The following is a 25432-nucleotide window of genomic DNA, read 5'->3' as shown; positions in this document are numbered from 1 at the left end:
CGATGCCGAAGCCTTTCTCGCGCTCACTGCTTGCCCTGCTAGCCACCGGCCTGCTGGCCGCCCCGCTGCCCTTGATCGCAGCCGAACCGGGTATCGAACCGAGTCCGAATCAGCAAGACGGCTGGACCATCAACCTCAAGGACGCCGACATCCGCGCGTTCATTGATCAGATCAGCCAGCTCAGTGGCCAGACGTTCATCGTCGATCCGCGAGTGAAGGGCCAGGTCAGCGTGGTATCCAATGCGACCCTGTCGCTGAGCGAGGTCTATCAGCTGTTCCTTTCGGTAATGGCGACGCATGGATTCAGCGTACTGACTCAAGGTGATGTCGCGCGGGTCATACCGAACGCCGAAGCCAAGGCGGAAGCCGGCGGTGGGCCGACCGGCGGCGACCAGTTGGAGACCCGGGTAATCCAGGTGCAACACACCTCCGCCGCCGAGCTGATTCCCCTGATCCGCCCACTGGTTCCGCAGTACGGCCATCTCGCAGCCGTTTCATCGGCCAACGCGCTGATCATCAGCGATCGCAGCGCCAATATCGCGCGCATACAGGATCTGGTGGACCAGCTCGACCAGGCCGAAAGCAACGACTACAGCGTGCTCAACCTGCGCCATGGCTGGGCGGTCGATATTGCCGAAGTCCTACGTAATGCGATGATCCGTGGCGAAGCGAAAAGTGCACCGGGCGTGCAGATCATTGCCGATTCGCGCACCAATCGACTGATCTTCATCGGCCCACGCGAGGCACGGGGCAAACTCGCCGCACTGGCTCAGTCACTCGACACGCCAGCCACCCGTTCGGCCAATACTCGCGTCATCCGCTTGCGCCACAACGATGCGAAATCCCTTGCCGAAACACTTGGCGACATCTCCGAAGGCCTGCAGAACCCGGACACTGGCGAGGCTGGCGGCGGCACCGGGCGGTCGCAGAACATCCTGATTCGTGCCGACGAAAGCCTGAATGCGCTGGTACTGCTGGCCGATCCCGAGCTGATCGGTACACTGGAAAGCATCGTCAGGCAGCTGGACGTTCCGCGCGCGCAAGTCATGGTCGAGGCGGCCATCGTCGAAGTCTCGGGCGACATCACCGATGCGCTCGGCGTGCAGTGGGCCATTGACGCCCGCGGCAGTACTGGCGGCGCCGGCGGCGTAAGCTTCGGCAACACCGGCATTTCGGTCGGAAGCGTATTGAATGCGATCAATGAGAACGAAATCCCCAGCGAGCTGCCAGACGGCGCGATCATCGGCGTCGGTACGCGCAGTTTTGGTGCCCTGATCACCGCACTGTCCTCCAACAGCAAGAGCAATCTGCTGTCGACACCCAGCCTGCTGACCCTCGACAACCAGGAAGCGGAGATCCTGGTCGGCCAGAACGTGCCATTCCAGACCGGCTCCTACACCACCGACTCGGCTGGAGCGAACAACCCGTTCACCACCATCGAGCGCCAGGACATCGGTGTGACGCTCAAGGTCACACCGCACATCAACGAGGGGGCCACCCTGCGCCTGCAGATCGAGCAGGAAATATCGTCCATCGCCCCGAGTGCTAGTTTGACGGCACAGGCCGTCGATCTGGTGACCAACAAGCGCTCGATCAAGAGCACCATCCTCGCCGAGGATGGCCAGGTTATCGTCCTTGGGGGCCTGATCCAGGACGACGTGACACGCACCAACGCCAAGGTACCGCTGCTCGGTGATATCCCCCTCCTCGGCGCGCTATTCCGCTCCACGCAGGAGACTCACGTCAAACGCAACCTGATGGTCTTCCTGCGGCCGACGGTGATACGCGATCGCGCCGGGCTCGCCGCGCTGTCCGGGAAGAAGTACAGCGATATCCGGGTGATCGAGACCGATTCGGCCAGTCCGACCATCCTTCCGGCCAATCCTACGCAGCTGTTCGATGGCCGAGGCGAGCCCGCACCGGCCATCGATCTACGTCAGTAAACGACGGCACCTGGCGGCGTTGCGTGTTCAGCAGGGGATGAGGCAACCAACCCCACAGCGGCAGTCGAACGGCGCCGCCATGGGATGGTGCGGTGGCTCAGAGTGCAGCCAACCCGCGGGCCAGGTCGGCCTTGAGATCGTCCACGTCCTCCAGCCCCACCGCAACGCGGATCAGGCTGTCACTGATGCCCGCGGTCGCGCGATCCTCGGCCGACAGGCGACCATGGGTGGTCGAGCCGGGATGGGTGATGGTGGTCTTGCTGTCGCCCAGGTTGGCAGTGATCGAGATCAGCCGGGTGGCGTCGATGAATCGCCAGGCGCCCGCCTTGCCTCCGGTCACTTCGAAACTCAGCACCGCGCCGAAGCCCTTCTGCTGGCGCTTGGCCAGCTCGTGCTGTGGATGGCTCGGCAGGCCAGCGTAGAACACCCGCTCGACGCCCGGCTGCTGTTCCAGCCATTCGGCCAGTATCTGAGCGCTGGCACAATGGGCCTGCATGCGCAGGCGTAGGGTTTCCAGGCCCTTGAGAAACACCCAGGCATTGAACGGGCTGAGCGTCGGCCCGGCCGTGCGCAGAAAGCCGACGATTTCCTTCATCTGCTCGCTGCGCCCCGCAACCACACCGCCAAGGCAGCGGCCCTGGCCGTCGATGTACTTGGTCGCCGAGTGGATGACGATATCGGCCCCCAGTTTCAGCGGCTGCTGCAGCACCGGCGTGCAGAAGCAATTATCCACTGCCAACATGGCGCCCTTGTCATGGCAGAGTTCCGCCAACGCAGCGATATCCACCAGCTCAGCCAGCGGATTGGATGGCGATTCTACGAACACCAGCCTGGTGTTTTCCTTGAAGGCGGATTCCCATGCAGCGAAATCGGTGAGCGGCACGTAATCGACCTGTACACCGAAGCGCTTGAAGTACTTCTCGAACAGCGAGACGGTGGCGCCGAACACGCTGCGCGAAACCAGTACATGGTCACTAGCCGAACATAGGCTCATCACGGTGGCGAGGATCGCTGCCATCCCGGAAGCGGTGGCGACGGCCTGCTCGGCGCCCTCCAGCGCGGCGATACGCTCCTCGAATGCCCGTACGGTCGGATTGGTGTAGCGCGAGTAGACGTTGCCCGGCACATCGCCGGCGAAGCGAGCAGCCGCGTCGGCGGCGCTGCGAAACACGTAACTGGAGGTGAAGAACAACGGCTCACCATGCTCGGCCTCCGGCGTGCGGCGCTGGCCAGCGCGCACTGCGAGAGTATCGAGTCCGACCCCTTCGAGATCGCTATCGAGCCGTCCGGCTTCCCATTCAATGGTCATAGTCTTGCCTCAGCCGGCGCAGCTTTGCCGCACCGGCATGGATCAATTGTTGTACAGATCGATGATCGCGCTGACCGCATTGGTCTTGGCCTTGCTCAGATCGTTGCGTGCCTGCTCGATCTTCTGCAGGTAGGCCTCGTCGATATCGCCTGTGATGTAGTTGCCGTCGAACACTGCGCAATCGAAGTTCTCGATCTTGACCTTGCCGCCGCCTACCGCATCGATCAGATCCTCCAGATCCTGGTAGACCAGCCAGTCGGCACCGATCAGTTCGGCCACTTCCTCGGTGGTGCGGTTGTGCGCGATCAGCTCGTGGGCACTGGGCATGTCGATGCCGTAGACGTTGGGGTAGCGCACCGCCGGCGCCGCCGAGCAGAAGTAGACATTCTTCGCCCCGGCTTCGCGGGCCATCTGGATGATCTGCTTGCAGGTGGTCCCACGCACGATGGAATCGTCCACCAGCATGACGTTCTTGCCACGAAACTCCAGATCGATGGCATTAAGCTTCTGGCGCACCGACTTCTTGCGTGCAGCCTGGCCGGGCATGATGAAAGTACGGCCGATGTAGCGGTTCTTGACGAATCCTTCGCGGAATTTCACGCCGAGCCGGTTGGCCAGCTCCAGCGCCGCGGTGCGGCTGGTGTCCGGAATCGGAATGACCACATCGATGTCGTGATCGGGACGCTCGCGCAGGATCTTGTCGGCGAGCTTCTCGCCCATGCGCAGACGCGCCTTGTACACCGAAACGCCGTCCATCAGGGAGTCGGAACGCGCCAGATAGACGTACTCGAAGATGCATGGCGCGAGCTTCGGCGCGTCCGCGCACTGGCGGGTGAACAGCTTGCCGTCAGTGGTGATGTACACCGCCTCACCCGGCGCCAGGTCGCGAATCAGGGTGAAGCCGAGCACATCGAGTGACACGCTTTCCGAAGCGATCATGTACTCGACGCCTTCGTCGGTGTGGCGCTGGCCGAAAACGATTGGGCGAATCGCATTCGGGTCGCGGAAACCGACGATGCCATAACCGGTCACCATCGCCACCACCGCGTAACCACCGCGGCAGCGCTCGTGAACCTTGCTAACGGCGGCGAAGACGTCTTCTTCGGTCGGCTGCAGCTTGCCGCGCACGGCCAGTTCGTGGGCGAACACGTTGAGCAGCACCTCGGAATCTGAGCTGGTGTTCACGTGGCGCAGATCCGACTCGTAGATCTCCTTGGTCAGCTGGTCGACATTGGTGAGGTTGCCGTTGTGCGCCAGGGTGATGCCGTACGGCGAGTTTACATAGAACGGCTGGGCTTCGGCCGAACTGGAGCTGCCGGCTGTGGGGTAACGGATATGGCCGATGCCCATGTTGCCAACCAGGCGCTGCATGTGGCGCTGCTGGAATACATCGCGCACCAGGCCGTTGTCCTTGCGCAGAAACAGGCGACCGTCGTGGCTGGTCACGATACCGGCTGCATCCTGGCCGCGGTGCTGCAGTACGGTAAGCGCGTCATACAGCGCCTGATTGACGTTCGACTTACCGACGATGCCGACAATGCCACACATGCAAGGAACCCCTCAGTTATTACAAGCTGGCCGAATGCGCAGGCAGACCGAGCATCCGGGAAAAATACTCAACCGGCCGGGTTGAGCGAACCGGCGACCCACTGGCCGCTGAACCCGAGAATCAGGTTCTTCGACCAATCGGCGATCAGTAGAAAATGCGGCAGCAATGCCGATTCGCGCCACCAGGCATCCTGCTGGACCGGCGCCAGGCTGAGCAGCCCTGCTAGCACCACCACCAACAGACCACCTCGCGCGGCGCCAAATACCATTCCGAGAAAACGATCGGTCCCTGACAGCCCCGTCACCCTGATCAGCTCGCCGATCAGGAAATTCACCAGCGCGCCCACCAGCAGGGTCGCCACGAACAACAGGGCACACGCTGCGATAACCTGCACCGAGGGCGTGCTGATGAACTCGGCCAGATGGTGAGACAAGGCGCCGCCGAACATCCAGGCGATCACGCCGGCAATGATCCAGGTGACCAGCGATAGCGCTTCCTTGACGAAACCACGCTTGAGACTGATCAGACTGGAAACAGCGATGACGGCAATGATGGTCCAATCGACCCAGGTGAATGCCACGATGTCTTCTACAAAGGGGGAAAGGCCGCGCATTTTAGCAGAGCGCAGGCGCCACGGGTACGCACTGGTTGCGTCAACGCTGGTGTGCTGATCGCGACACCGATCAAACGGCGACAGGCGGCCCTACAGGTCAACCCTCTTCGGGCTTGAAGCGCACCACGAAGCCATCGAGTTTCTGCTGACGCTGCAGCACATCGCGAAGGCGGTTCGCCTCGCTGCGCTCAACCAGCGGCCCGACGAAGACGCGATTCATCCCGTCAGCGGTGCGGATATAGGCGTTGTAGCCTTGCGAACGCAACGTCTGCTGCAGGCTTTCCGCACTCGCGCGATTGGATAGGCTTGCCAGCTGAATCGACCAGCTGACCGGCAGGTTATTGTTGTCCAGCCGCGGCTCCGGCTTCTGCGGCTCCGCTGGTGCCGCTGGCGCAGGAGCCGGAGCAGGATCAGCCGGAGCAAGCGGCTCGACCGGAGCTGGCACCAGGTCTTCAGCCGTGGCGGCAGTCGCGTCGCCCCCCTCCTCGATGATTTCAAAGCCCTCGGGGGCCGATTTCGCCTCTGGCACCTCGACCGGCTGCATTTCGATATCGGCGACAACCGGTGCGGCAGGAATGCTGGGCGCATCGACCGTGACATGGCGAAGGTCGTCCTGCCGATTGAACAGCATCGGCACGAAAATGACCGCTATGGCGATCAGCACCAACGCGCCAACCATGCGTTGCAGCAATCCCTTATCCAGCAATGCCATGCCCACTTTCCCCTGCCTGTTGTTCCAGCCATTCGAGCGCCGCAGCGACACAGAAGAACGATCCGAAGACCAGCACTTCGTCGGCAGAATCAGCCTTACAGCACTGCGCGACGAGAGCCTGTTCGATGCTCTCATACTGACTGACCGAAGCACCACGCTCAACCAGTGCCGCAGCCAGCTGTGCCGCTGGCCGCGAACGGGTGGTAGGCAGCGGCGCGACCGCCCATTGTGCGATCTGCGGACTCAGGGCATCGAGCACGCCAGCCAGATCCTTGTCTGCAAGAAGGCCGAACACAGCCAACCGCTGCCCCGTGATCGGTCGCTGCCCGAGCCGCTGAGCGAGAAAGCCGGCAGCGTGTGGGTTGTGTCCTACGTCCAGCAATAGCGAGATGCGTTGGCTGTTCTGCATGACGTACCGCCGGTCCAAGCGCCCGGTCACATGCGTCCGTTGCAGCGCACCAGCAATGCGCTCGGCATCCCAGGACAGCCCCAGCAAGGCAAACGCCTGTAGCGCAAGCGCCGCGTTCTCCATGGGTAACGACAGCTGCGGCAACCCGTGTAACTCTAGCGGCTTGCCCGCTGCATCCACGCCGCGCCAATGCCAGGTCCGAGCATCGATCGCCAGATCGAAATCACGCCCGCGCAAGAACAACGGCGCCATCAGCGCTTTGGCGCGCTCAAGCAATGGTGTTGGAACCTCAAGATCGCCACACAGCGCTGGTTTACCTTCGCGCAGAATCCCGGCTTTCTCGTACGCCACGCTTTCACGGCTATCGCCCAGCCAGTCGGCATGATCGAGACCAATATTGGTAATCACCGCCAGGTCGGCATCGATGATGTTGACCGCGTCCAGTCGGCCACCAAGGCCGACTTCCAATACCACCGCGTCCAGCCCTGCCCGCCCGAAGAGCCAGAATGCCGCCAGAGTCCCGACTTCGAAGTAGGTCAGCGATATGTCGCCACGGGCGCCATCCACAGCGGCAAAGGCTTCGCAGAGCTGCTCATCGCTCGCATTCACGCCTCCGAGCTGTACGCGCTCGTTGTAGCGCAGCAGATGCGGTGAGCTGTAAACGCCGACTTCGAGACCCTCGCTGCGAAGCAGCGACGCGAGGAAGGCACAAGTGGAGCCCTTGCCATTGGTGCCGGTAACGGTAATTACCAGCGGAGCCGGCCGCGTCAGACCAAGCCGCGCTGCCACCGCACGAACCCTGTCGAGGCCCATGTCGATGGCAGTGGGATGCAGTTGCTCAAGATAGGCGAGCCAGTCGGCCAGGCTCCGGGTGATCATGCAGTAGCCGCTACCTGGGCAGGTTCGCTCGGTGACGGCAGTTTTTGCATCTGCGCCAACAGGCGCGACAGACGAGCACGCAACTCGGAACGCGGAATGATCAGATCGATAGCGCCGTGATCCAGCAGGAACTCGCTACGCTGGAAGCCTTCCGGCAGCTTTTCGCGCACGGTCTGTTCGATTACCCGCGGGCCAGCGAAGCCGATCAGGGCCTTCGGCTCTGCGACGATCACATCACCCAGCATGGCCAGACTGGCAGAAACGCCGCCGTAGACCGGATCAGTCAGGACGGAGATGAAAGGCAGGCCTTCCTCGCGCATACGAGCCAGGACTGCAGAGGTCTTGGCCATCTGCATCAGCGAGATCAGCGCCTCCTGCATCCGGGCGCCGCCGGATGCGGAGAAGCAGATCAGCGGGCAGCGTTTTTCCAGCGCCACGTTGGCGGCACGAACGAAACGCTCGCCGACGATCGCACCCATCGAGCCGCCCATGAAAGAGAACTCGAAGGCGCAGGCAACCACAGGGACATTGACCACTTTGCCACTCATGGCGACCAGGGCGTCCTTTTCACCAGTCTGCTTCTGAGCGGCGGTCAGGCGATCCTTGTACTTCTTGCTGTCACGAAACTTGAGACGGTCGACCGGTTCGAGATCGGCGGCAATCTCTTCACGCCCCTCGGTATCGAGGAAGATGTCCAGACGAGTACGGGCATCAATGCGCATGTGATGCTGGCACTTGGGGCATACATCAAGCGTCTTTTCCAGTTCGGGACGATACAGAACCGCCTCGCAGGATGGGCATTTGTGCCAGAGGCCTTCGGGCACCGAACTCTTCTGCGACTCCGAGCGCATGATCGAAGGGATCAGCTTGTCTACCAGCCAGTTGCTCATGCTCTTGTTCTCCAAAGCTTCATTCCTGCCGCGCACCCGCGCCACAGGTAGATTCATCGTTGCGACCGGAGCATGCAAACGCTCGCCAGACGCGTAAGCGATGCGCATGAGCGCAACCGCCATATTCGATCTCTTCCTGCCGGAAGAGATCACCACCAATCGGTGCGCTGGGCTCACCAGCGACTCGTTACTGGACGGTCACGACCATCCAGGCGTCACATAGTCGACCGCACACGCTCGATAAAGGCTGCAACCTTGGCCGCATCCTTGATGCCCTTGCCCTGCTCCACACCGCCACTGACGTCCACCGCATATGGCCGGACCTGGGCTATTGCCTGCTGGACATTCTCTACGGTCAGCCCTCCAGCAAGAATCAACGGCTTGGGCAATGAAGGGGGGATAAGTGACCAGTCGAAGCGCTCGCCCGTTCCGCCCGGCACGCCAGCCACGAAGGTATCCAGAAGGATGCCGCTAGCATTGCCGTAGCGAGCAATCTGAGCAGCGACATCCTCGCCGTTACCGACTCGCAGCGCCTTGAACCACGGGCGGTGAAAGCCTTCGCATGCGCCCGGTGATTCGTCCCCATGGAACTGCAGCATATCCAGTGGAACCGCATCGAGCGTCTCGTTGATCTCGCAGCGACTGGCATTGACGAACAGCCCGACCGTCGTAACAAAAGGAGGCAAGGCTGCGATGATCTCGCGCGCCCGTTGCAGGCTGACCGCCCGTGGACTCTTGGGATAAAAGACCAGGCCGATGGCATCAGCGCCCGCCGCCGCAGCGGCCAGGGCGTCCTCGATACGGGTGATGCCACATATCTTGCTGCGAACGATTGGCAACGGAACTCTACCTGTCAACGGGAAAAAAGGATGGTAACAAAAGCCATGTCAGCTGCAAGCGAATCGCCACGGGCATTCGTCAGCATCGAACGTCTGGCAGGCCGGAAAGAAAATGGGGCCCGAGATAGCGCTTCGGTAGCTCGAACTCGTCCGGGTAGTCCACTTCGACCAGATAGAGACCATATGGATGTGCCGTTACCCCACCGGTGCGGCGAACTCGCGACTCAAGCACTTGCGACGCCCACTCCACCGGACGCTCACCGGCACCGATGGTCATGAGCACACCGGCAAAATTGCGCACCATGTGATGGAGAAATGCATTGGCCCTGACATCGATGACGATCAGCCGGCCGTATTCGAGCAGCTCCAGATGATGAATTGTCTTGATCGGCGACTTGGCCTGGCACTGCCTCGCGCGGAATGCACTGAAGTCGTGCGTCCCCACCAGGGCAACGGCAGCTGCACGCATCCGCTCGATGTCCAGCGGACGGTGATTCCAAGTAACTTCTTCTGCCAGATGCGCTGGACGGATCTGATCGTTGTAGATCACGTAGCGGTATCGACGCGCCATGGCACTGAAGCGCGCATCGAAATGCAGCGGCATCTCCTTTGCCCAGGTAACGCTTATGTCCGGAGGCAGGTTCATGTTCGCGCCCATGACCCATGCATGCATGGTGCGCGAAACGGGTGTATCGAAATGCACTACCTGACCGCTGGCGTGGACCAGCGCATCCGTACGCCCCGCGCAGCTGAGCGTGACGCGGTGGCCACCCGCGACCTTGGTCAGCGCTGTCTCGAGTGACTCTTGAATGGACGGCACACCGGCACGCTGGCGCTGGAAGCCGCGATATCGGGCCCCCTTGTATTCAACGCCGAGAGCGATTCTGGAAACGCCGACGGCAGCCATTTCGGCTGCCGCTTCGGGTACTGCTTGGTTCATAGGATCAGGCGAGTTTGGCGAGCATGTCGCGCGCCTCCTGCTGCTGAACATCGCTACCCTCGGACATCACCTCATCGAGGATATCGCGGGCACCTTCAGCATCCCCCATGTCAATGTAGGCCCTGGCAAGATCCAGCTTGGTGGTGGTCTCGTCGGTATCGGAGAAGAAGTCGAAATCCTCGTCCAGCTCCGCGGTGGGGTGGACATCGCCCTGCTCGGCTACTGGTACCGGCGTCGGCTCGTCTAGATCCTTCGATAGATCTTCGATGTCCGCCTCAACTTCATCCAGCTGCGCTGCAAAGTTGTCCGATCGAGCGCCTTGCTCCTGCTCTGGCTCCTCCAGGGAAATATCGAAGCCTTCTGGCAGCGTCTCGGTCTCGGCAGCAGCTTCTTCAGTCAGCTCGAAATCAAGCTCATCGCTATCGAATTCAACCGGCGTACCGGCGGGTGTTTCGTCTTCGAGACTCAGCGAAAAACCATCTTCTTCAACCGAGTTGTCCGCAGCGCTTTCAGTGCCGAAGGAGAAGTCGGTCAGTTCCTCCTGCTCGGTCTTCGAAGGCTGCTCGTCCTCTTCCAGCCCCAGGCTGAAGTCGTTGATTGCAGGCTGCTCCGTGGACTTAACCTCCAACTCTTCGTCCAACATCAGATCGTCAAAATTCAACGAATCATCCGCAGGCAAGGAGGCCGGACGCTCGTCATTCAGATCGATATCCAGATCATCCAGGCTAAGATCGAACTCATCATTCAGGTTCTTGCTGGCAGCGGGAACTGCCGGCTCATCAAGCTGGAAATCGTTCAGATCGAGGCTGTTCATGTCCACCTGCGCTGCGGCCATGCCCGCTGCAGCACCGCCCACGGCTGCGGCCATCGACGGATACTTGTGCTTCAGCTGCTCGACTTCCGCATTGGCGCCACCGATCTCACGCAACTCGGCCTCTTCACGGGCGAAACCCTCGCGATTCCCCAGCTCCGCATAGACTTCCATGAGTTTCAGGCGGAGATCGCTGCGATGAGGCTCATCGTTGAGTGCATTCTGCAGAAGCTCTGCAGCCTGGTTGAAGCGACCATAGGCGATGTAGATGTCCGCCTCCGCTAGCGCATCACCAGTTGCGGGGGTCAGTTCGTTGCCAGCAGGCGCCGGCGTGTTGACGGGTTGAAAGACCGTTTCCTGGGGTCGCTCCTGACCAACGTCGACGAACCCGGGCGTGCCAAGCTGCAGATCATCTACCGCGCTCTCCGCCAGAAGGCTTTCCTGCAACTCGGCTTCCCGCATGGCATTTCGACGCGAAAGAGCCATCAGGCCGACCAGCAGCAACAGCAGCGCGCTTCCGCCCAACACACCGAGCAGCAGAGTGTTTGACATCAGATCATCGATCAGCCCCCGCTGCTCCGGCTCGACTGCAGGTGCAGCGAGCTTGGCAGGCTGCGGGGCAGGCTTGGCGGCCTGGGGCTTAACTGGAGATGGAGCCACAGCCGGAGTCGACTCTGCAGCGCTCGCACCGGCATCAGCCTGCGCGTCATCTTGCGGGGCGTTTGCAGCGTTCTGCTCAAGGGGTGCTGTGCCGCCATCGACCGCTGCCGACGGGGTCGCAGCGCCTGTCGGAGCCGCCTCGCTCGTCTCAGCGGCCTGCCCCTCTGCGCCCAACTGCGCCTGGAGCTTGGCCAACTGGTCATCCTTCAGCTGCATCAGACGCTGCAACTTCTCCAACTGCCCCTGCAGATCGTTCAGGCGATCTTTCAGCTCATCGTTTTCACGGCGACTGGAATCCAGGCTTTCCTGAGTTACCGCGAGCTTGTCGCGCAATGCTTTGCCACCATCGCCAGCCCCGGTATCGGACCCTTCGGTCGACTTGCCGGCATCGGCTGCGACGAGGCGCAGGCTATCTCCAGAATCGCTACGCGACGGCGTGGCGCCGGCCTCGGTACGACGCGTTGCATCCAGCTGGCGCGCAGCTGCCACTGCGCCGCTTCGACCCTGACGCCAAGCGGCGTTCTGCTCGGCAACCTGGCTGATCGCCTCCGCCTGCGAGCGGCTGGATATCTGCCCCGCGTCAGGAAGGCGCAGCACCTGCCCGCTTTTCATTCGATTGATGTTGCCGTCGATAAAGGCATTCGGGTTCAGGTCCTGAATGGCCAGCATCGTCTGATGGACCGTGCCCTCACCCCGGCTACGCTCGGCGATATCCCAAAGCGTATCGCGTGCAGAGGTGCGATATTCATTACCCGATTGCGCAGCATTCGCGACGGATACCGGCGCGGAAGGCGCAGCCGCCTGACGAATCGGGGCCGCGCGCAGCGGCTCGGCGGCCCGGGCCGGGGCGGAGGAAATGGGCAGCTGGGGAGCCGCGGCTGCGGCCGTTTCCGGCGAGTAGAGTGGCGGATCGAGAAGCAGGGTGTACTCGCGAAGCAGGCGCCCGTTTGGCCACAACACTTCTACGAGAAAATTCAGGTAAGGCTCACGCACCGGCTTGCTGGAGGAAACCTGAATGACGCTCTTTCCGTTTGGCCTCAGTACCGGGGTGAATTTCAGGTCCGTCAGAAAGTACTGACGATCAATACCCGCTCGATTGAAATCCTCCAGGGACGCAAGCACTGGTATGACTTCGCCGGGAGCCAGGTTCTTGGCATCGAGCAGTTCGATCTCTGCGATCAGCGGTTGATTCAATGACGACTGAAGCGTGACCTCTCCCAGCCCAAGCGCATGGGCCATTTCTGTAGTCAGCGCGGTAGCAGCCGCGATTGCCAGCACCAGATTGCGAACCCGAACCATTATTTAATCCCTTGTTTATCTTTTTCTCGTACTACGAGAGGGTCTTATGTCACTGCCCGCGCCACCTGGCGGTGGCTCCCCATCAGCGATAAGCCGTTCAGCGCACCGGCTAGAATTAATCTTTGAATTACCAGTAAGTATCTTTTACAGATAGTCTTTTATCAACAACTCACCAGACTGCACAGCATTCAGCGCTGCGCCTTTTCGCACGTTATCAGACACAATCCACAAATTGACTTCCCGTGGATCACAGATGCCTCGACGAACTCTTCCGACATAGATCACATCCTGCCCGACCGCGTCACCAACCGCTGTCGGATAATCGTCCGACTCCACCAGCTCAACCCCCTGCGCCGCTTCAAGAGCTGCGGACAGCGCCTGCATATCGGCCTCGACCCGCCCCTGCAACGAGACGACGTGGCTCTCTCCGAAGAACACCGGAGCCTGAACGAACGTAACAGAGACAGCGAGTTCCGGCATATCCAGGAGCTGACGAAGCTCCTCAACCAGACGCCGCTCCTGCAATCCATATCCTTGCGCGTCGACCGCCTCCGCTTGTGCGAGCATATTGAAAGCCACCTGCCGACCGAATATCCGCGGCTCCAAAGGTCGTGCATTGAGCAATTCGGAGGTCTGTCGGGCAAGCTCCCTCACGCCTGCCGATCCATGGCTGGATACGGGTAGACAGGCCGTAACAGTCACGCGATGCAACTCCAGCTGTTGCTGGATCGGTTTCAATACGATGGCCAGGGCGACCGATTCAGGCAGTGGACTTGCAATGGCGCACCGTTCCGGCAACACGTCGAGCAGCACGCCGTTGACCTCTGGCACCACGCATAGCTGCTGCTCGACGGGAATCGAGGCTGACAGATCGACGACTCGGCAGCCGGCCGCTAATGCCTTGACGCGGCACTCGCTCAGCAATGCAGAGGTACCAACCAAAAACACCAGTTGCGCTCGATTGAATTCGAAGCGATCCACCTCGCCTACACGCAGATTTCGGCCTTTGAATGGCACCGTATGCCCGACACTCTCGGTGCCATCCAACAGATGCAGCTCGGCAACCGGAAAAGCCCTTTCCTCGAGCACCTCGACCAGCGCTTCGCCTACCAAGCTAACCGCACCTACGACCGCAACACCGACACCTGTGGGCATCGTCACCTCCACGCATTAAGGATCGGCACTGTAGCGAAATGGCAGACCACTGCAAGCGACACTGCCGAGCGGCACATCGCACAAACGAAAACGCCGCGAGCAAGTCGCGGCGTCTGGCACGTCATCGAGCGCCTATCAGCGCTCCAGCAGGATACGCAGCATGCGCCGCAGTGGCTCGGCGGCCCCCCACAGCAGCTGATCACCGACAGTGAACGCACCCAGGTAATGCGAGCCCATGTTCAGCTTGCGCAGACGTCCGACCGGTACGCTCAGCGTCCCGGTCACAGCCGCCGGGCTCAGCTCCTGCATGCTGGCATCGCGATGATTCGGCACCAGCTTGACCCAGGGATTGTGCTGGCTGATCAGTCCTTCGATATCGGAAATCGGCACATCCTTGTTCAGCTTGATGGTCAGCGCCTGGCTATGGCAACGCATGGCACCGACGCGTACACAGATGCCGTCAACCGGGATCGGGCTCTTGAAGCGACCGAGGATCTTGTTGGTCTCGGCCTGCGCCTTCCATTCTTCACGGCTCTGCCCGTTCGGCAGTTCCTTGTCGATGTACGGGATCAGGCTGCCGGCCAACGGCACGCCGAAATTGTCCACCGGGAAAGCTTCGCTACGCTGGGTTTCGGCCACCTTGCGGTCAATGTCCAGAATAGCGCTGGCGGGATTGAGCAGATCGTCAGCCACAGCCGCATTGATGGCACCCATCTGCTTGATCAGCTCGCGCATGTTCTGCGCGCCGGCGCCGGATGCGGCCTGATAAGTCATGGCGCTCATCCACTCGACCAGACCGGCTTCGAACAGACCGCCAAGGCCCATCAGCGCCAGGCTGACGGTGCAGTTGCCACCGATGTAGTTCTTGGTGCCGGCATCGAGCTGCTGGTCGATCACGCGACGGTTCACTGGATCGAGCACGATCACCGCATCGTCCTGCATGCGCAGCGACGAGGCGGCATCGATCCAATAGCCCTGCCAGCCGGCTTCGCGCAGCTTCGGGAAGACCTCATTGGTGTAGTCGCCACCCTGACAGGTCAGGATCACATCGAGGCCTTTCAGCTCGTCGATGCTGTAGGCGTCCTTCAGCGCAGCGGTTTCCTTGCCAATATCGGGCCCTTGGCCGCCGACATTGGAAGTGGTGAAGAACACAGGCTCGATCAGGTCGAAGTCCCGCTCTTCCAGCATCCGCTGCATGAGCACGGAACCGACCATACCGCGCCAACCGATCAGACCTACACGTTTCATCGCAACTACACCTATAGAAAAAGTGGCCCGCACCATTCAGCGCGGGCCAAAAGATTACAACTTCGCGAGGGCCGCGACTACTGCATCGCCCATCGCCTGAGTACCAACTTTGCTACAACCTTCGGACCAGATGTCGCCGGTGCGCAGGCCCTGGTCGAGCACATCGCTGACCGCTTGCTCGATGGCATCGGCTGCAGCTACCTGATTGAAGCTGTAACGCAGCATCATCGAAACCGAGAGAATGGTCGCCAGCGGGTTGGCGATACCTTTGCCGGCGATGTCCGGCGCCGACCCGTGGCACGGCTCGTACATGCCCTTGTTACCGGCGTCCAGCGACGCCGACGGCAGCATGCCGATCGAGCCGGTGAGCATGGAGGCCTCGTCCGACAGAATGTCGCCGAACATGTTGTCGGTGACGATCACGTCGAACTGCTTCGGCGCGCGCACCAGCTGCATGGCAGCGTTATCGACATACATATGGCTGAGTTCGACTTCCGGGTAGTCCTTGGCGACTTCCTCGACCACCGCCCGCCACAGCTGACTGGACGCCAGCACGTTCGCCTTGTCCACCGAGCAGAGCTTCTTGTTGCGCACCATGGCCATGTCGAAGCCGACCTTGGCGATGCGGCGGATCTCGCTCTCGCTGTACGGCAGCGTGTCGTACGCCATGCGCTCACCGTTTTCCAGCACCTTGCTCTCGCGCGGCTGGCCGAAGTAGATGCCACCGGTCAGCTCGCGAACGATCAGGATATCCAGACCGGCAACGATTTCCGGCTTGAGCGACGAGGCATCGGCCAATTGCGGATAGAGCAGCGCTGGGCGCAGGTTGCCGAACAGGCCCAGCTGGGAGCGGATCTTCAGCAGGCCGCGCTCGGGACGGATGGCCGGATCGATGGTGTCCCACTTAGGCCCGCCGACGGCGCCCAGCAGGATCGCGTCAGCGGCACGAGCACGCTCCAGGGTCTCATCGGCCAGCGGCACGCCGTACTTGTCGACAGCCGCACCACCGAGCTCGTCGTAGCTCAGCTCGAAGCCCAGCTGAAACTTGTCATTGGCCAGCTGCAGCACCTTGACCGCCTCGGCCATGATTTCCGGGCCAATACCATCGCCAGGGAGAACCAGAATCTGTTTGGACATTTTTCGTTCCTGTGAATTGATACGCCGCAGGGTGGGGATGCAGCCCACTCCTATATATAGGTTCAGCTCGCGCGTTACTTGATCGCGCCGAACAACCAGGGCTGGCTTTGCTGGTGACGAGCTTCGAAGGCCTTAATGGCTTCAGCGTCCTGCAGGGTCAGTCCGATGTCGTCCAGGCCGTTGAGCAGGCAGTGCTTGCGGAACGCATCGACCTCAAAGCCGTACTGCTTGCCGTCCGGGCGGGTCACGGTCTGCGCTGCCAGGTCGACGGTCAGTTGGTAGCCTTCGGTCGTCCCGGCCTGCTGGAACAGTTCGTCAACCTCCTCTTCTTTCAGCACGATCGGCAGCAGGCCGTTCTTGAAGCTGTTGTTGTAGAAGATGTCAGCGAAGCTCGGTGCAATGATGGTACGGAAGCCGTATTCGTCCAGTGCCCACGGTGCATGCTCGCGGGACGAACCACAGCCGAAGTTCTCGCGAGCCAGCAGCACGCTGGCTCCTTGATAGCGCGGAAAGTTCAGCACGAAGTCCTTGTTCACTGGACGCTGCGAACAATCCTGGTTCGGCTGACCGACGTCCAGATAGCGCCACTCATCGAACAGGTTGGGGCCGAAGCCGGTGCGCTTGATCGACTTGAGAAACTGCTTGGGAATGATCTGGTCGGTGTCGACGTTGGCACGATCGAGTGGGCAGACCAGGCCGGTGTGTTGGGTAAAGGCTTTCATCAGTTCTCTCCTCAGGCCTGGATCAGTTCGCGTACATCGATGAAGTGACCGGTCACCGCAGCAGCGGCGGCCATCGCCGGGCTAACCAGGTGAGTACGACCACCGGCGCCCTGGCGGCCTTCGAAGTTGCGGTTGGAGGTCGAAGCGCAATGCTCGCCGCTGCCCAGCTTGTCCGGGTTCATCGCCAGGCACATGGAGCACCCCGGCTCACGCCATTCGAAGCCGGCCTCGATGAAGATCTTGTCCAGTCCTTCTGCCTCGGCCTGCTGCTTGACCAGGCCGGAACCCGGCACCACCAGCGCTTGCTTGACGTTGGCGGCAACCTTGCGCCCCTTGGCGACCTCGGCGGCAGCGCGCAGATCTTCGATCCGCGAGTTGGTGCAGGAACCGATAAACACGCGATCCAGCTTGATTTCGGTGATCGGCTGGTTGGCGTTCAGGCCCATGTATTTCAGCGCGCGCACGATGGAATCGCGCTTGACCGGATCGGCCTCGACGGCCGGGTCCGGCACGCTCTGGTCGACAGCCAGCACCATCTCCGGCGAGGTGCCCCAGCTGACCTGCGGCTTGATGTCTTCGGCCTTCAGCTCGACGATGGTGTCGAAAACCGCATCTTCATCGGAGACCAGACCTTTCCAGAGCTCAACCGCCTTGTCCCAGTCACCGCCCTTCGGTGCGTATGGGCGCCCTTCGACATAGGCGATGGTCTTCTCGTCCACAGCGACCATGCCCACGCGGGCACCGGCTTCGATGGACATGTTGCAGATGGTCATGCGCCCTTCCATCGACAGATCGCGAATCGCGCTGCCGGCGAATTCCAGGGCATGGCCATTACCACCAGCGGTGCCGATCTTGCCGATCACCGCCAGCACGATGTCCTTGGCGGTGACGCCGAACGGCAGCTTGCCTTCGACGCGCACCTGCATGTTCTTCATCTTCTTGGCCACCAGGCACTGGGTGGCGAGCACGTGCTCGACTTCGGAGGTACCGATGCCGTGGGCCAGCGCACCGAAGGCGCCGTGGGTGGAAGTATGCGAGTCACCGCAGACCACCGTCATGCCCGGCAGGGTGGCGCCCTGCTCCGGGCCGATGACGTGGACGATGCCCTGACGCACATCGTTCATCTTGAACTCGAGAATGCCGAAGTCATCGCAGTTCTCGTCCAGCGTCTGCACCTGAATGCGCGAAACCTCGTCGGCGATGGCTTCCAGACCGCCCTGACGCTCGCCCTTGGTGGTCGGCACGTTGTGGTCCGGTGTGGCGATATTGGCATCGATGCGCCACGGCTTGCGATTGGCCAGGCGCAGCCCTTCGAAGGCCTGCGGCGAGGTCACTTCGTGGAGGATGTGACGATCGATGTAGATCAGCGACGAACCATCGTCGCGACGTTTCACCTCGTGCATTTCCCAGAGCTTGTCGTAGAGCGTCTTGCCGGCCATCGGACTTTTCCTCATCTGCTTTCTATGCGGGGCGAATAGCCCTTGCGCTTATGGGGACGATGCTAGGGGCTTGCGTTGAATTACTCAAATTCATATTTTTCATCCAATGCATTCCTGTCTGGAATTCACCGCCACCGGAAGACTCTCATGGACCTCGCCAACCTCAACGCCTTTATCGCTGTCGCGGAAACCCATAGCTTCTCGCTGGCTGCCGAACGGCTGCACCTGACCCAACCCGCGGTAAGCAAGCGCATCGCCGCGCTGGAAGCGCAGCTGGACGTGCGGTTGTTCGATCGACTGGGCCGCGAGATCAGCCTCACCGAGGCCGGCCGCGCCCTGCTGCCCCGCGCTTATCAGATTCTGAATGTACTGGACGACACCCGCCGCGCCTTGACCAACCTCAACGGCGATATCGGCGGACGGCTGAGCCTGGCGACCAGTCATCACATCGGCCTGCATCGTCTACCACCGCTGTTGCGCGCCTTTACCCGCGCCCATCCGCAGGTCAGCCTGGATATCCGCTTTCTCGACTCGGAAGTGGCCTATGACGAGGTACTGCACGGCCGTGCCGAGCTGGCAGTAATCACCCTGGCGCCACAGACCGCCGAGCCGGTGCTGGCGGTAAAGGTCTGGGACGATCCACTGGATTTCGTCGTCGCACCGGAACATCCGCTGGCCGCCAAGGCGGATATCACCCTCGCGGATATCGCCGGCCATCCAGCGGTATTCCCCGGCGGCAATACCTTCACCCACCATATCGCCCAGCGTCTGTTCGAGCGCGAGGGGCTGACGCCCAACATCACCATGAGCACCAACTATATGGAAACGATCAAGATGATGGTCTCGATCGGCATCGCCTGGAGCGTGCTGCCACGCCGCATGCTGGATGATCAGGTGGTCAGCCTGCCGTTGCCGGGCATCCAGCTGACACGCCAGCTCGGCTACATCCTGCATCGGGAACGCACCCTGTCCAATGCGGCGAGGGCCTTCATCGCGCTGCTCGATGCCGAACGCGACTGACTGGCTAGAATGAAAAAAGGGCGCCATGCGGCGCCCTTCTCGTGTCTGCGTATCAGCCCTCCAGCGCGGGTCGCTGGTCGGCATTGATCGGGATGCGCTTGGGCTTGGCTTCTTCCGGCACGACACGGACCAGATCGATGTGGAGCAGGCCGCTGTTAAGCGCTGCGCCCTTCACTTCGATGTGATCGGCCAGACGGAACGACAGCTTGAACGCCCGCTGGGCGATGCCCTGGTGCAGGTAGGTGACGTTCTCCGCCTCGTTCTCGCGGCGGCCGCCAGTGATGGTCAGTACGCTACGCTCTACCTGCAGATCGAGGTCAGACTCCTGGAAACCGGCGGCTGCGACCACGATGCGATAGTGATCATCGCCGTGCTTCTCGATGTTGTAGGGCGGGTACGAGCTGCCGGCGTCGTTACGCAGGGCCGACTCGAACAGGTCGTTGAAGCGGTCGAAGCCCACGGATTGCCGGAACAGAGGGGCCATGGGGAATGAACTCATGATAAACCTCCTGAAATCAGCGAGTTGAAACGGGCGGGACCCGACTTCGGCATCCCGCTGAGCCCTACATAGGAACCGCACAACGGATTTCAAGAGGCTGTAAACGAGCCAGGCGACGAGAGGTAGCACATGTCCAGAGTCATGCTGATCACAGGCGCCAGCCGCGGCATCGGCGCCGCCACTGCACGACTGGCGGCGCAACAGGGCTATGCCTTGTGCCTGAATTATCACCAGCGCGCGGATGCCGCGAACGCGGTACTCGAACAGGTCCGTGGCCTGGGTGTAACGGCGATTGCCGTAAAGGCCGACGTCGCTGATGAGGCCCAGATACTGCACATGTTCGACGTCATCGACCGGGAGTTCGGCCGCCTGGACGTGTTGGTCAACAACGCTGGCATGCTCGAGCAGCAGATGCGTTTGGAACAGATGGATGCGGCGCGTTGGAGCCGCGTGCTGGGCGCCAACGTGATCGGCAGCTTCCTGTGCGCACGCGAGGCAATCAAGCGGATGTCGACGCGCCACGGCGGCAAGGGCGGCGCGATCGTGAATCTTTCATCGGTGGCCGCCCGCCTCGGCGCACCGGGTGAGTACATCGACTACGCCGCCGCCAAGGGCGCCATCGACAGCATGACCCTGGGCCTGGCCAAAGAGGTCGCCAGCGAAGGCATCAGGGTCAACGCCGTGCGCCCGGGCGTGATTCATACCGATATCCACGCCGCCGGGGGCGAGCCGGATCGTGTCGAGCGGGTCAAGGCCAGTGTGCCGATGGGGCGCGGCGGGCAAGCCGAGGAAATCGCCGAAGCCATCCTTTGGCTCGCCAGCGAAAAGGCCAGCTATACCAGCGGAGCGCTACTGGATGTAGCCGGCGGGCGCTGATTCAGCTCAGGCCAATGCGGCGGCACGCAATTCGCGCGTATCGACGCCGAGCATCGCATCGATCCGCGCGCAGTCGTTTTCCCGGCGCAGTTCGGCGAACAGCGCCACCGCCTCCGGATAATTGCGCGTCAGCAGGGCCAGCCACTGCTTGAGCCGACCCGGCGCATAACGCGGTGCGATCTTTCCCCGCGCTTGCTGCCAGAAATCCAGCAGCACGGGTCGGAATTCCTCCCAGCTCATCGGCGCGATCTGCTGGCCGGCTTTAGCCGCAGCGATCTGCCGGGCCAGGTCCGGTCGTGAAACCAGCCCGCGCCCCAGCATGATGTTTTCTGCACCGCTCACCTCACGGCATCGACGCCAATCCTCCAGCGACCAGATGTCGCCATTGGCATAAACCGGCACCGCGACCACCTCCTGCACCCGCGCGACCCACTCCCAATGCGCCGGCGGCTTGTAGCCCTCGACCTTTGTTCGGGCGTGCACCACCAGCTGCTCTGCCCCACCGGCCACCAGCGCACGGGCGCAATCGAGCGCGCCGTCCGGGCTGTCGAAGCCGAGGCGCATCTTGGCGGTTACCGGGATGTGCGCCGGCACGGCTCGGCGGACCTCGTAGAGAATCGAATGCAGCAGCTCCGGCTCCTTCAGTAGCACAGCACCGCCGCGGGATTTGTTGACCGTCTTGGCCGGGCAGCCAAAATTGAGGTCGATGGCCGGGGCGCCGAGTGTGCAGGCGAAGGCCGCGTTGTCTGCCAGGCAGATCGGATCGGAGCCCAACAGTTGAACGCGCACCGGCGTCCCGGCACGAGTGAGCGCGCCGGCCTTCAGTTCCGCGGCAAGCTTGTCAAAGCTGCTTTGCGGCAACAGGCGATCGGACACCCGAATGAACTCGGTCACGCACCAGTCGACACCACCCACCCGGGTGAGCACGTCACGAAGGATTTCGTCGACCAACCCCTCCATGGGCGCCAAAGCAATCTGCATACCGGCCACTACATGATGAAAAGGCCGGCATTGTACGGATGCGCGTGGCCTTTATGAATCATGCGCCGTTGCCAGGCCGGCCTATCCGCTCACTCTTCGATAGTCCCGCCTATCGTGTCGGTGCCGGTGGTCGCACCCATTCCGCCGGTAGTGCCGGAGTTGCCCGTGCCCATGGTGCCCAGGGCGGCACCGCCCTCCTGCGAGCGATCTTCCCGCCGGTCGGTTGGACGCTGGTTTTTGTCCGTGGGAACGTTCGGCTGCCGTTCACCCACGACCTCCGCCCGCCGGGCATCGTCGCGCGCCTCGTCCGCTGCTCCAGCGAAGGCCCCGATCGAACTCACCAAGGCCAGCCCCATAACCGATGCAATCAACCGCCTCATGGCCACCTCCTCAACACTTGAACACCACGTCAGTTTTCACGCCTGTCCAGCATCGGACGACGGCGGTGCTCCATGTCGGTTTCGTTGCCGCCATGGCCGGGCTCGGCGTCACGTTCGACGCGCCCGGACCGCGCATCTTGCGCCTCGTTGGTTACCGGCTGCTCTTGCCGGTCCTGCTCGTCGAGATATTGGATGTCCTCGCCAATACCCATCGAGCCGTTGCCGGCCGCGCCACGATCTGGCGCAGCCGTGTTCTGGGCCAGCTGCCGCTCCGCCGCCGGTAGATCCACGCCCTGGGCGCCCGCTGCCGAAACGAGCGCCACCAGCATTACGACTGACTGAATACGCATGTCCGAATCCTCCGCTTGTTGATCTATAGGCAGTGAGCTGTCCAAGGAGTGCGCAGCCGGCGACCGACGGCCAACCGGAACCGCTTGCAGCCAAATGGGTCACAACCACAACGGAAGGAATTGCATCGCACAGGAGGAGCACCCGATGGAAGTTGCGCTGATACTGGCGACCATGATCTGCAGTTGGGCCTCGGCCGCGCTCGCCATGCTGTGGGGTATGCTGCGCATCGCACGCAGATACCAGTCCAGGCAACCTGACACCCGGTGCCATCAGCGTCAGGTCGTCGAGCCCATCGAGTCACCTGCCTCATGCCGTGCCTGACGGAAATAATTGGCGGAACCGAATTTAATCCGTGACAGCACCAGCAAAAGCTGTAGAATGCGCGTCGCGGGATGGAGCAGTCTGGTAGCTCGTCGGGCTCATAACCCGAAGGTCGTCGGTTCAAATCCGGCTCCCGCAACCAATTCGAAAGGCCACTCAATGAGTGGCCTTTTTTGTTTGCCTCGTCGTCAGATAGCACAGGAAGGGCCATACGCAGACCGCGGTTCTTGGCTAAACAATTGAATCGCCATGTGTTTTTTCCGGGAAGGCGTTGACATCCCGCGCTTGGGCTGTAGAATGCGCCCCCACAGACGCGGGATGGAGCAGTCTGGTAGCTCGTCGGGCTCATAACCCGAAGGTCGTCGGTTCAAATCCGGCTCCCGCAACCACCTTAAGAAAGGCCACTCGAATGAGTGGCCTTTTTTCGTTTGCGCTCCTTTTCATTTCGTCCCGCCGCTTGCTACTCCCCGCGCCTGCAGAAGAACTAATCCCTTAAGGATTTAATTCTTTTCCCTCAAATATCACGCCCAGTAATAAATCGAGACTCTATAAGCGCGAAAGCGCACAGTCAGTAATCCTGCCTATCGACTTATTCAGGTAAGGGATAATTAGCGGCGGATTTATAGCCACGCATGATGGCACTGGAAGCCAGCGAGCTAAACCGCCTTTGCTGGTAAATCAATTAGTTAGCTACGCTGCTATGAAGCGCCGTCCATCCAGACCATTTTTTTGGCTCCCTAACTTGACTTCGATCACATAATGACGGATATCTATTCGCGACAGGGAGTAACACGCCGCACAGCAGTTAAAGACCAACCGGACAGGTCAACTTTTGCGACAAAAGATTTAAACCCCCTGCCTGTTTAGTAGCGCTTCTATTCTTTAGGGAGACGCTGAACAATTAGCCAATTCTCACCGTCCCCCTTTTTCAACCCGGTTTTTTCAACCTACCGGCCTTATTCTGCGTTTCTTGGGCCGATTTCTACCCTGATTTTGCTGATTAGCGGGCCAGCCCCGCCTTTCGGACGGACTTATCCCGCCGTCCGTTGCAAATACCGCTTGGCCAGTACCAGATTGGCCAACCCAAACAGACTGAACAACTGCGCCGTATTCTTTTCCAGTCCACGGTAGCGAACCTTACGATGATTGAAGCGCACCTTGATCACCTGGAAGGGATGCTCGACCTTGGCACGCAGCTGCGCCTTGGCGTATTCGACTTTGCGCTTGACTCGGTACAGCACGCTGTCTTTGCCGTGATGTTTGTAACTGCTTGGCCGTGCTGCAATCGACCAGACAACGTCCCGTTCAGCATGCTCCGGTCGCTTGGCCGCACCAGTGTATCCAGCGTCACCCGAAACATAGGTTTCGGCGCCGTGCAGCAACTGATCGACCTGGGTGACATCCGCCACGTTGGCGGCAGTCCCTACCACGCTGTGCACGAGTCCCGATGTGGCGTCGACACCAACGTGGGCCTTCATCCCGAAGTGCCATTGATTGCCTTTCTTGGCCTGATGCATCTCAGGATCACGCTTACCTTCTCGGTTCTTGACCGAGGGCGGCGCGGCGATCAGGGTAGCGTCGACGATAGTGCCTTCCTTGAGCAGCAGACCCCGGCTGGCCAGATGCTGGTTAATCGTTTCAAACAGCACCCGCGTTAGCTGATGGGTTTCCAGCAAGCGGCGAAATCGCAACAAGGTAGTGGCATCCGGTGCCGACTCACGGCCCAGGTCGATGCCGATGAAACCACGAATGGCCTGGCTGTCGTAGACGGCATCTTCGGTACCTTCATCGGAGAGACCGAAACACTGCTGCACGACATACATGCGCAGCATGCGCGACAACCCAATCGCAGGGCGTCCACGCTTGCCTGTGGTGTCGCTATAGAACGGCGCCACTTGCGCCTCCACTTGTGCCCAGGGCACCAGCTGTTCAAGGTCAGCCAGGAAGCGATCTCGGCGAGTCTGCTTTTTCTTGCCGGTATATTCGAGTTCGGAGAAGGTCTTCTGCACGCGCGTAACAAAGCTCATGGAGGGGGCTGGTTGAGGGGGCTCAGTGTGCCAAGGGTGGGGGCGGCTGGCTATTTATGCAGTGTCTCCTTAGAAGTGCGAGGGTTTTTTCTGGCCTTTCGAATTTGTTGTAGTCACTGGGAAGTGTTCCGGTGTGCGGTAGCTTTGCCCGATAGCGCCGAGTACCGCCCCATCCAGGTCGCGGCCAGCCCTGCCACAGGCAGTCGATAAATAATTAAATCGCTGAACGCGGCTATTCATGTCGATGGCGGTAGCTTTGTCTTTCGATTATTTGAAAGTGATTTAAATCAAGTCTGTTATTCGTAAGTACGTCGTTCCGCTACAGCATCTTTGCAGTAACTGCCCAGTACTCGAACCGGTGCCGCATCTGCATTTCACCAGCCTTTCCAGCACCGCCTCACCTAGCCAAATCGCGCAGGGAGA

The 25432-nt window shown here is 61.1% G+C and carries 23 protein-coding genes and 2 tRNA genes; 6 read left to right on the top strand and 19 right to left on the bottom strand.

The annotated features are described in order from the left end of the window. Positions 1 to 2: 2 nt before the first annotated feature. Positions 3 to 1943 (top strand): type II secretion system secretin GspD, encoded by a 1941-nt coding sequence (gspD, locus tag ACX1DW_RS05230; RefSeq protein WP_458992937.1) that lies wholly within the window; start codon positions 3 to 5, stop codon positions 1941 to 1943. 97 nt (positions 1944 to 2040) lie between these two features. On the opposite strand, the gene ACX1DW_RS05225 is transcribed toward gspD, so the two are convergent. The 14 genes from ACX1DW_RS05225 to leuC form a co-directional block, all read right to left on the bottom strand. Further along, a complete protein-coding gene (locus ACX1DW_RS05225; protein ID WP_458992936.1) occupies positions 2041 to 3252 on the bottom strand; it encodes an O-succinylhomoserine sulfhydrylase in 1212 nt (403 codons plus the stop codon). A gap of 42 nt (positions 3253 to 3294) precedes the next feature. Then, complete coding sequence (gene purF / locus ACX1DW_RS05220; RefSeq protein WP_102841363.1) at positions 3295 to 4800, bottom strand: amidophosphoribosyltransferase; 1506 nt, start codon at positions 4798 to 4800, stop codon at positions 3295 to 3297. Between the two features lie 68 nt (positions 4801 to 4868). Beyond that, positions 4869 to 5414: a CvpA family protein gene (locus tag ACX1DW_RS05215; protein ID WP_458992935.1), complete on the bottom strand. Its 546-nt coding sequence runs from the start codon at positions 5412 to 5414 to the stop codon at positions 4869 to 4871. 97 nt (positions 5415 to 5511) lie between these two features. Then, the gene (locus ACX1DW_RS05210; RefSeq protein ID WP_458993382.1) at positions 5512 to 6126 is read right to left on the bottom strand and encodes an SPOR domain-containing protein; all 615 of its coding nucleotides are present in this window, start codon (positions 6124 to 6126) and stop codon (positions 5512 to 5514) included. After that, positions 6110 to 7414: a bifunctional tetrahydrofolate synthase/dihydrofolate synthase gene (folC, locus tag ACX1DW_RS05205; RefSeq protein ID WP_458992934.1), complete on the bottom strand. Its 1305-nt coding sequence runs from the start codon at positions 7412 to 7414 to the stop codon at positions 6110 to 6112. Before folC ends, ACX1DW_RS05210 begins: the two co-directional genes overlap by 17 nt. Continuing rightward, positions 7411 to 8304, bottom strand: coding sequence for an acetyl-CoA carboxylase, carboxyltransferase subunit beta (accD, locus tag ACX1DW_RS05200; RefSeq protein WP_063543687.1), 894 nt, complete (start codon positions 8302 to 8304; stop codon positions 7411 to 7413). The genes folC and accD overlap by 4 nt, the downstream gene beginning before the upstream one ends. Positions 8305 to 8519: 215 nt before the next feature. Beyond that, positions 8520 to 9143, bottom strand: a complete 624-nt coding sequence (locus ACX1DW_RS05195) for a phosphoribosylanthranilate isomerase (protein WP_063543530.1) — start codon at positions 9141 to 9143, stop codon at positions 8520 to 8522. Between the two features lie 79 nt (positions 9144 to 9222). Next, positions 9223 to 10083 (bottom strand): tRNA pseudouridine(38-40) synthase TruA, encoded by an 861-nt coding sequence (gene truA / locus ACX1DW_RS05190; RefSeq protein WP_133457293.1) that lies wholly within the window; start codon positions 10081 to 10083, stop codon positions 9223 to 9225. A gap of 4 nt (positions 10084 to 10087) precedes the next feature. Continuing rightward, a complete protein-coding gene (locus tag ACX1DW_RS05185; protein WP_458992933.1) occupies positions 10088 to 12853 on the bottom strand; it encodes a FimV/HubP family polar landmark protein in 2766 nt (921 codons plus the stop codon). Between the two features lie 144 nt (positions 12854 to 12997). Then, entirely contained in the window at positions 12998 to 14008 is a 1011-nt protein-coding gene (locus tag ACX1DW_RS05180; protein WP_110777402.1) for an aspartate-semialdehyde dehydrogenase, read from the bottom strand. A gap of 135 nt (positions 14009 to 14143) precedes the next feature. Further along, entirely contained in the window at positions 14144 to 15256 is a 1113-nt protein-coding gene (gene asd, locus ACX1DW_RS05175; RefSeq protein ID WP_044315764.1) for an aspartate-semialdehyde dehydrogenase, read from the bottom strand. Positions 15257 to 15310: 54 nt separating this feature from the next. Continuing rightward, positions 15311 to 16393 carry a 3-isopropylmalate dehydrogenase gene (gene leuB, locus ACX1DW_RS05170; RefSeq protein WP_044315763.1) on the bottom strand — a complete coding sequence of 361 codons (1083 nt, stop codon included), beginning with the start codon at positions 16391 to 16393 and terminating at the stop codon, positions 15311 to 15313. 74 nt (positions 16394 to 16467) lie between these two features. After that, positions 16468 to 17115, bottom strand: coding sequence for a 3-isopropylmalate dehydratase small subunit (gene leuD, locus ACX1DW_RS05165; RefSeq protein ID WP_458992932.1), 648 nt, complete (start codon positions 17113 to 17115; stop codon positions 16468 to 16470). 11 nt (positions 17116 to 17126) lie between these two features. Beyond that, positions 17127 to 18554, bottom strand: coding sequence for a 3-isopropylmalate dehydratase large subunit (gene leuC / locus ACX1DW_RS05160; RefSeq protein ID WP_110777404.1), 1428 nt, complete (start codon positions 18552 to 18554; stop codon positions 17127 to 17129). 147 nt (positions 18555 to 18701) lie between these two features. Between leuC and ACX1DW_RS05155 the strand changes: the two genes are divergently transcribed. Further along, positions 18702 to 19574: a LysR family transcriptional regulator gene (locus ACX1DW_RS05155; protein WP_110777405.1), complete on the top strand. Its 873-nt coding sequence runs from the start codon at positions 18702 to 18704 to the stop codon at positions 19572 to 19574. A 52-nt stretch (positions 19575 to 19626) separates the two neighbouring features. Here ACX1DW_RS05155 and ACX1DW_RS05150 read toward each other — a convergent pair whose 3' ends face one another. Continuing rightward, positions 19627 to 20073 (bottom strand): Hsp20 family protein, encoded by a 447-nt coding sequence (locus tag ACX1DW_RS05150; RefSeq protein ID WP_458992931.1) that lies wholly within the window; start codon positions 20071 to 20073, stop codon positions 19627 to 19629. A gap of 129 nt (positions 20074 to 20202) precedes the next feature. On the opposite strand from ACX1DW_RS05150, the gene ACX1DW_RS05145 reads away from it, so the two are divergent. Continuing rightward, positions 20203 to 20949, top strand: a complete 747-nt coding sequence (locus tag ACX1DW_RS05145) for an SDR family oxidoreductase (RefSeq protein WP_458992930.1) — start codon at positions 20203 to 20205, stop codon at positions 20947 to 20949. Between the two features lie 6 nt (positions 20950 to 20955). On the opposite strand, the gene ACX1DW_RS05140 is transcribed toward ACX1DW_RS05145, so the two are convergent. From ACX1DW_RS05140 to ACX1DW_RS05130, 3 genes are all read right to left on the bottom strand, one after another. Next, a complete protein-coding gene (locus tag ACX1DW_RS05140; RefSeq protein WP_458992929.1) occupies positions 20956 to 21930 on the bottom strand; it encodes a tRNA dihydrouridine synthase in 975 nt (324 codons plus the stop codon). 89 nt (positions 21931 to 22019) lie between these two features. Further along, positions 22020 to 22310 (bottom strand): hypothetical protein, encoded by a 291-nt coding sequence (locus tag ACX1DW_RS05135; protein ID WP_458992928.1) that lies wholly within the window; start codon positions 22308 to 22310, stop codon positions 22020 to 22022. Between the two features lie 29 nt (positions 22311 to 22339). After that, the gene (locus ACX1DW_RS05130) at positions 22340 to 22660 is read right to left on the bottom strand and encodes a hypothetical protein (protein WP_458992927.1); all 321 of its coding nucleotides are present in this window, start codon (positions 22658 to 22660) and stop codon (positions 22340 to 22342) included. A gap of 145 nt (positions 22661 to 22805) precedes the next feature. Here ACX1DW_RS05130 and ACX1DW_RS05125 point away from each other — a divergent pair, with 145 nt between their 5' ends. The 3 genes from ACX1DW_RS05125 (at position 22806) to ACX1DW_RS05115 (ending at position 23371) form a co-directional block, all read left to right on the top strand. Beyond that, a complete protein-coding gene (locus ACX1DW_RS05125) occupies positions 22806 to 22982 on the top strand; it encodes a hypothetical protein (protein WP_156246059.1) in 177 nt (58 codons plus the stop codon). Positions 22983 to 23047: 65 nt separating this feature from the next. Continuing rightward, positions 23048 to 23124, top strand: a tRNA-Met gene (locus ACX1DW_RS05120). Positions 23125 to 23294: 170 nt separating this feature from the next. After that, positions 23295 to 23371, top strand: a tRNA-Met gene (locus tag ACX1DW_RS05115). 642 nt (positions 23372 to 24013) lie between these two features. On the opposite strand, the gene ACX1DW_RS05110 is transcribed toward ACX1DW_RS05115, so the two are convergent. Next, positions 24014 to 25009 carry an IS5-like element ISPsp6 family transposase gene (locus ACX1DW_RS05110; RefSeq protein WP_003282265.1) on the bottom strand — a complete coding sequence of 332 codons (996 nt, stop codon included), beginning with the start codon at positions 25007 to 25009 and terminating at the stop codon, positions 24014 to 24016. Between the last annotated feature and the right edge of the window lie 423 nt (positions 25010 to 25432).

The sequence above is a fragment of the Stutzerimonas sp. KH-1 genome (assembly GCF_054483855.1).
Note: the sequence above shows the minus strand (reverse complement) of the source record. Positions and strands in the feature narration are given on the sequence as shown.

Excerpts from the sequence above, each read along its gene's own strand:
- gspD (WP_458992937.1), top strand. The coding sequence starts at position 3 with ATGCCGAAGCCTTTCTCGCGCTCACTGCTTGCCCTGCTAGCCACCGGC.
- asd (WP_044315764.1), bottom strand. The coding sequence starts at position 15,256 with ATGAAACGTGTAGGTCTGATCGGTTGGCGCGGTATGGTCGGTTCCGTG.
- leuD (WP_458992932.1), bottom strand. The coding sequence starts at position 17,115 with ATGAAAGCCTTTACCCAACACACCGGCCTGGTCTGCCCACTCGATCGT.
- ACX1DW_RS05155 (WP_110777405.1), top strand. The coding sequence starts at position 18,702 with ATGGACCTCGCCAACCTCAACGCCTTTATCGCTGTCGCGGAAACCCAT.
- ACX1DW_RS05180 (WP_110777402.1), bottom strand. The coding sequence starts at position 14,008 with ATGCCCACAGGTGTCGGTGTTGCGGTCGTAGGTGCGGTTAGCTTGGTA.
- folC (WP_458992934.1), bottom strand. The coding sequence starts at position 7,414 with ATGATCACCCGGAGCCTGGCCGACTGGCTCGCCTATCTTGAGCAACTG.
- leuC (WP_110777404.1), bottom strand. The coding sequence starts at position 18,554 with ATGGCCGGCAAGACGCTCTACGACAAGCTCTGGGAAATGCACGAGGTG.
- ACX1DW_RS05140 (WP_458992929.1), bottom strand. The coding sequence starts at position 21,930 with ATGCAGATTGCTTTGGCGCCCATGGAGGGGTTGGTCGACGAAATCCTT.
- ACX1DW_RS05130 (WP_458992927.1), bottom strand. The coding sequence starts at position 22,660 with ATGCGTATTCAGTCAGTCGTAATGCTGGTGGCGCTCGTTTCGGCAGCG.
- ACX1DW_RS05185 (WP_458992933.1), bottom strand. The coding sequence starts at position 12,853 with ATGGTTCGGGTTCGCAATCTGGTGCTGGCAATCGCGGCTGCTACCGCG.
- ACX1DW_RS05145 (WP_458992930.1), top strand. The coding sequence starts at position 20,203 with ATGTCCAGAGTCATGCTGATCACAGGCGCCAGCCGCGGCATCGGCGCC.
- ACX1DW_RS05150 (WP_458992931.1), bottom strand. The coding sequence starts at position 20,073 with ATGAGTTCATTCCCCATGGCCCCTCTGTTCCGGCAATCCGTGGGCTTC.
- truA (WP_133457293.1), bottom strand. The coding sequence starts at position 10,083 with ATGAACCAAGCAGTACCCGAAGCGGCAGCCGAAATGGCTGCCGTCGGC.
- ACX1DW_RS05210 (WP_458993382.1), bottom strand. The coding sequence starts at position 6,126 with ATGGCATTGCTGGATAAGGGATTGCTGCAACGCATGGTTGGCGCGTTG.
- purF (WP_102841363.1), bottom strand. The coding sequence starts at position 4,800 with ATGTGTGGCATTGTCGGCATCGTCGGTAAGTCGAACGTCAATCAGGCG.
- ACX1DW_RS05110 (WP_003282265.1), bottom strand. The coding sequence starts at position 25,009 with ATGAGCTTTGTTACGCGCGTGCAGAAGACCTTCTCCGAACTCGAATAT.
- ACX1DW_RS05215 (WP_458992935.1), bottom strand. The coding sequence starts at position 5,414 with ATGCGCGGCCTTTCCCCCTTTGTAGAAGACATCGTGGCATTCACCTGG.
- accD (WP_063543687.1), bottom strand. The coding sequence starts at position 8,304 with ATGAGCAACTGGCTGGTAGACAAGCTGATCCCTTCGATCATGCGCTCG.
- ACX1DW_RS05125 (WP_156246059.1), top strand. The coding sequence starts at position 22,806 with ATGGAAGTTGCGCTGATACTGGCGACCATGATCTGCAGTTGGGCCTCG.
- ACX1DW_RS05135 (WP_458992928.1), bottom strand. The coding sequence starts at position 22,310 with ATGAGGCGGTTGATTGCATCGGTTATGGGGCTGGCCTTGGTGAGTTCG.
- ACX1DW_RS05225 (WP_458992936.1), bottom strand. The coding sequence starts at position 3,252 with ATGACCATTGAATGGGAAGCCGGACGGCTCGATAGCGATCTCGAAGGG.
- leuB (WP_044315763.1), bottom strand. The coding sequence starts at position 16,393 with ATGTCCAAACAGATTCTGGTTCTCCCTGGCGATGGTATTGGCCCGGAA.